Raw genomic sequence first — 5,720 nt, 5'->3', positions numbered from 1 at the left:
AACACCCCATACAACTCACGCCCCATACCCACCCACTGCGAACCCTGACCAGGGAACATCCCCACCACACGCCCACCACCACGCACCACACCCTCAACCAGACACTCCGCAGACTCCCCCCGCGCCACATCGCGCAGGGCGCTCAGGAGAACATCGCGGTCGTCGGCGACGACCGCCGCGCGGTGTTCCAGGTGGGCGCGGGTGGTTGCCAGGGAATACCCGATGTCCGCCCCCCGCAGCTCATGGTGCGCCGACACATACGCGGCGAGCCGGTCCGCCTGTGCCCGCAACGCCTCCTCGGTGCGCGCGGAGATCACCCACGGCACCACCGGCAGCGCGGCACCGCCATCGCCTGCCGCAGCGGGGGACGCCCCCTCGTCACCCACGGGCTCGGGAGCGGCCTCCACGATCACGTGGGCGTTGGTGCCGCTGATCCCGAACGACGAGACCGCGGCCCGACGCGGACGACCCTCAACCGACCAGGGCCGCTCCTCGGTCAGCAGCTCGACCGCGCCCGCCGACCAGTCCACATGCGGCGACGGCTCGTCCACGTGCAGCGTCCTGGGCAACACCCCGTGCCGCATCGCCATCACCATCTTGATCACCCCGGCGACGCCGGCGGCGGCCTGGGTGTGCGCGATGTTCGACTTGATCGACCCCAGCCACAACGGCCGACCCTCGGGCCGCTCCTGGCCATAGGTCGCCAACAGCGCCTGCGCCTCGATCGGATCGCCCAGCGTCGTTCCGGTGCCGTGCGCCTCCACGGCGTCGACGTCCGCCGCCGACAACCCGGCCGCCGCCAACGCCTGACGGATCACCCGCTGCTGCGAGGGACCGTTCGGCGCCGTCAGTCGACTGCTCGCGCCGTCCTGGTTGATCGCGGAACCACGGACCACCGCCAACACCCGATGACCGTTGCGTTCGGCGTCGGAGAGCCGCTCGACCAGCAGCAGGCCCACGCCCTCGCCCCAACCGGTGCCATCGGCGGACGCGGCGAACGCCTTGCACCGGCCGTCGGGGGACAGCCCGCGCTGCCGGCTGAACTCGACAAAGGTCTTGGGGCTGGACAGAACGGAGACGCCGCCGACCAGGGCGAGGGTGCAGTCGCCCTGTCGGAGGGCCTGGGTGGCCTGGTGCAACGCCACCAGCGACGAGGAGCACGCCGTGTCCACCGTCACCGCAGGCCCCTCAAGGCCGAAGGTGTAGGAGAGTCGGCCGGAGATCACGCTCGTGGCGCTCCCGGTGATGGCGTATCCCTCGGAGCCGGGGGCCGCCTGGGCGTCGAGCCCGTAGTCGGACCGGAACGCGCCGAGGAACACACCGGTCCGGCTGCCGCGCAGGGACGGCGGGTCGATGCCGGCCCGTTCGAACAGCTCCCAGGAAGTCTCCAACAGCAGCCGCTGCTGCGGGTCCATCGCCAGCGCCTCACGCGGCGAGATCCCGAACAGATCCGCGTCGAACTCGGCCACACCCGCCAGAAACCCACCATGCCGGCTGTACGACGTACCCAGATGATCCGGGTCCGGGTGATACAACCCCTCCAGATCCCACCCACGATCGGCCGGAAAACTTGACACCGCATCCCGACCCTCGGCAACCAACTCCCACAGCTCCTCAGGCGAACCCACCCCACCCGGGAACCGACAGGCCATTCCCACGATGGCGACGGGCTCGACGAGGGCAGCGGTGAGCTGCTGGTTCTGCCGTCGCAGCCGGTCGGCCTCCTTGAGTGCCGCGCGCAGCGCGCCAACGACTTGCTCGGTGTCAGCGGTCATCGTGGACTCCAGTTCCTGGGTGGCCGTTGCCGTCGTTGTGTGCCATCTGGATGAGGTCGGCGACGTCCAGTTCGTCGATGTCAACGGCGGCGGAGCCGTCGTCAACGGTCTCGACGCCCTCGTCGTCGGCCTGCGCCAACTGCCGCAGCAGGTCCAGCGCTCCGGTCTGCCGCAGCTTGGCCAGCGGGATGGCGGCGATCATTCGGCGGATCTCGGCCTCGCTCGCTTCGAGGCCGTCGTGGTTCCCGGACTCGGCGTCCCCGTCGGCGGGGGCGAGTTGGGTGCGCAGATAGGTGGCGACTGCGGCGGGGGTGGGGTAGTCGAAGGTCAGCGTGGCCGGCAGGCGCAGGCCGGTGGCCGCGCTCAGACGGTTGCGCAGCTCGACCGCCGTGAGCGAGTCGAAGCCGAGGTCTCCGAACCCCCGGTCGTCGTCGATGGCGTTGAGGGTGGTGTGGCTAAGGATGGTGGCGATGTGGGTGCGCACCAGGTCGGTGAGGACCCGCTGCTGTTCGCTTCGGCCGGTGGCGGCGAGGCGACGCCGCAGGGCGGAGGTGTCCTCGGCCGATGCGGCGGTGCGCCTGGCCGGCTGGCCCCGCACGAGGCCGCGCAACATCGTCGGCAGGGTGCCGGCGTCGGCCTGGCCGCGCAGCCGAGGGGTGTCCACCCTGGCGGCCACGACCAGGGGCTCGCCCCCGGCCAGCGCAGCGTCGAACAGCCCCAGGCCCTGCTCGGCGGTGAGCGCCGCCAGTCCGGAGCGTGACATGCGGGAGATGTCCTGCTCGTCGAGCTGCCCCGTCATGCCGCCGGACTGCGCCCACAGGCCCCAGGCGATCGACGTGCCGGCCAGGCCGCGCGCGCGGCGGTGGGCGGCCAGCGCGTCCAGGAACGCGTTCGCGGCGGCGTAGTTGGCCTGTCCCGGCGCGCCGAGCACGCCGGCCGCCGAGGAGAACAGGACGAACGCCGCCAGATCCTGGTCGCGGGTCAGCTCGTGCAGGTGGAGTGCGGCATCCACCTTCGGCCGCAGCACCGCGTCGACCTGCTCGGGCGACAGCGACGCGACCACACCGTCGGCCACCACGCCGGCCGTGTGCACCACGCCGGTCAGCGCGTGTTCCGCCGGCACGGTGGCCAGCAGCCCGGCGACCGCGTCCCGGTCGCCGAGGTCGCAGGCCGCGATGGAGACGGTGGCCCCCAGCCCGGTCAGCTCCGCTGCCAGGGCCTCGGCGCCGGGCGCTTCGATCCCGCGCCGGCTGGCGAGCAGCAGATGCCGGGCGCCGTGCGCCGTGACCAGGTTGCGGGCGACGAGGGCGCCGAGGGCACCGGTGCCGCCGGTGACCAGGACGGTACCGTCCGGGTCAAGGGCGGGCGGGACGGTGAGGACTACCTTGCCGATGTGCTGGGCCTGGCTGAGGTGGCGGAAGGCCGCCCCGGCCTGCCGCACGTCCCAGGTGGTGACGGGCAGCGGGCGCAGCACGCCCTGCTCGAACAGCGCCACGACGTCGGCAAGCATCCGCTGGATGCGTTCCGGCCCGGCGTGCATCAGGTCGTACGGGGTGTATGTCACGCCGGGGTGCTCGGCCGCCGTCTTCTCCGGGTCGCGGAGGTCGGTCTTGCCCAGCTCCAGGAACCGGCCGCCGCGCGGCAGCAGGCGCAGCGACGCGTCGAGGAACTCGCCGGCCAGGGAGTTGAGCACCACGTCCACGCCGGCGCCGTCCGTGGCCTGGAGGATGTGCTGCTCGAAGTCCAGGGTGCGGGAGTTGGCGATCCGGTCGGCGGCGACGCCCTGTTCGCGGACGGCGGGCCACTTCGGTGGGCTGCTGGTGGCGAAGACCTGGGCGCCGAGGTGGTGGGCCAGTTGCACGGCGGCCATGCCCACGCCGCCGGCGGCGGCGTGCACCAGGACCGTCTCGCCGGCCTTCAGGCCCGCCAGCTCCACGAGCCCGTACCAGGCGGTGAGGAACACCACCGGCACCGAGGCCGCCTGTTCGAACGTCCAGCCGTTCGGGATATGGGCGACCAGCCGGTGGTCGGCGATGGCCAGGGGGCCGAACGACTCCGGCACGAGGCCCATCACCCGGTCGCCCACGGCGAGTCCGGTGACCCCCGTTCCGACCTCGACGACCACGCCCGCCGCCTCGGTGCCCAGCACCGGTTCGCCCGGGTAGAGGCCCAGGCCGATCAGGACGTCACGGAAGTTAAGGCCGGACGCCCGGACGGCGATGCGGATTTGGTCGGGCGCCAGCGGCGCGCTCGCCTTCGGGGCTGGCAGCAGTTGCAGCCCGTCGAGCGTGCCGGTGGGCCGGGCGTCGAGCCGCCAGGGCCCGGACGGTGGCGGCGCCAGCGTCGCGACCGAGGGGCGGGCGAAGCGCGGGGCGTGGAGGGCTCCGGCCCGGATGGCCGACTGCGGTTCGCCGCTGTGGACCGCGACGGGCAGCGCGCGGAGCGACGCCTCGTCGTCGTCGAGGTCGATCAGGAGGATGCGGTCGGGGTACTCGGACTGGGCCGAGCGGAGCAGGCCCCAGATGCCGGCCCGGGCGAGGTCGGCGACCAGTTCGCCGGGGCGGACCGCGACGGCTCCACGGGTGATGACGGCGAGCCGGGAGGACGCGAATCGCTCGTCGGCCAGCCACTGTTGGACGAACGCGAGCACCTGGGACACGGCGGTGTGCACCGCGCGGGCTTCGTGCTCTGCCGCCGGGCCTTCGGGGTCGCCGAGGCAGGGCAACAGCAGCAGATCCGGCGCCGGGCCGTCGTCGGCGGCTACGGTCAGGTCCGGCGCCGCGGCCGCCGTTAGGCCGGCTGCGGCCAGGCCCGCCCGCAGTCCGTGCGGGTCGGCGCCGACCACGGTCCACCGGTCCGGGCCCGCGCCGACCGCCGACTGCGGCAGCTCGGGCCACTCCACGTGCAGCAGCGAGCCCTGCTCGCCCCCGCGCATCCGCTCCAGCTGGTCCATCGCGACCGGCCGCATCACCAGCGACGCGGCCGAGGCGACCGCTCGGCCGGCGCCGTCCGCGACGGTCACGGTCACCGTGTCGTTGCCCCGGGCGGCAAGCCGTACGCGGATGTGCGTCGCTCCGGCCGCCGCCAGCGAGACCCCGGTCCATGCGAACGGGAGGCGCGCCGGGCCGTCGCCGAAGAGATCCGCCAGCCCCAGCGGGTGGGTGGCCGCGTCCAGCAGCGCGGGGTGGATGCCGAACTGTTCGGCCTGCTCGCGGGCTGACTCCGGCAGCGTCACCTCGGCGAAGACCTCGTCGCCCCGCCGCCAGGCGCTCTCGACGCCTCGGAAGGTGGGCCCGTAGCAGTAGCCGGCCTCGGCCATGTCCTCGTAGAAGCCGTCGAGTTCGACGGGTTCGGCGCCGGTCGGGGGCCAGGCGCTCAGCTCGGTGTCGAGGGCGGGGTTGGTGTCGGTGGTGGTCAGGAGACCGCTGGCGTGCCGGGTCCACTCCCGGGGCGTCCCGGTGTCGTCGTCGGGCCGCGAGTGGATCGTGATCGACCGCCGACCCTCCTCGTCCTCGACACCGACCCGAACCTGCACCGCGACGCCGCCCTTCTCGGGCAGCATCAGCGGGGCCTCCAGGGTCAGTTCCTCGATCCGGTCGCAGTCGACCTCATCCCCGGCCCGCACCGCCAGTTCCACGAACGCGGTGCCCGGCAACAGCACCATCCCCGCCACCGCGTGATCCGCCAGCCACGGCTGTGCCCGAAGCGACAGCCAGCCCGTCAACACAGCCGAGCCATCCGGGAAACGCAACGCCGCGCCCATCAGCGGATGATCCGTCGTGTCCAATCCGAGCCCGGCCGGATCACCGCGCCGAAGGCTCGGGGCCAGCCAGTAGCGCTTGTGTTGGAAGGCATACGTCGGCAACTCCACCCGGCGCGCACCCGAACCGGCGAACAACGCCGACCAGTCCACCGACACACCATGGACAAACGCCCGCGCCACCC

At 73.0% G+C, this 5,720-nt stretch carries 1 protein-coding gene and 1 pseudogene; both read right to left on the bottom strand.

Annotated elements, in window-relative coordinates:
- On the bottom strand, positions 1 to 1,859 hold a 1,859-nt coding region (locus FH715_RS27915; RefSeq protein ID WP_425472783.1), incomplete at its 3' end, for a type I polyketide synthase.
- Positions 1,765 to 5,715: pseudogene (locus FH715_RS27910) on the bottom strand (SDR family NAD(P)-dependent oxidoreductase); the annotation flags it as partial. The pseudogene FH715_RS27910 and the gene FH715_RS27915, both read right to left, overlap by 95 nt.
- Positions 5,716 to 5,720: the final 5 nt, after the last annotated feature.

The sequence above is a fragment of the Streptomyces sedi genome (assembly GCF_006335015.1).
In the GTDB taxonomy this organism is placed as follows: domain Bacteria; phylum Actinomycetota; class Actinomycetes; order Streptomycetales; family Streptomycetaceae; genus Streptomyces; species Streptomyces sedi.
Note: the sequence above shows the minus strand (reverse complement) of the source record. Positions and strands in the feature narration are given on the sequence as shown.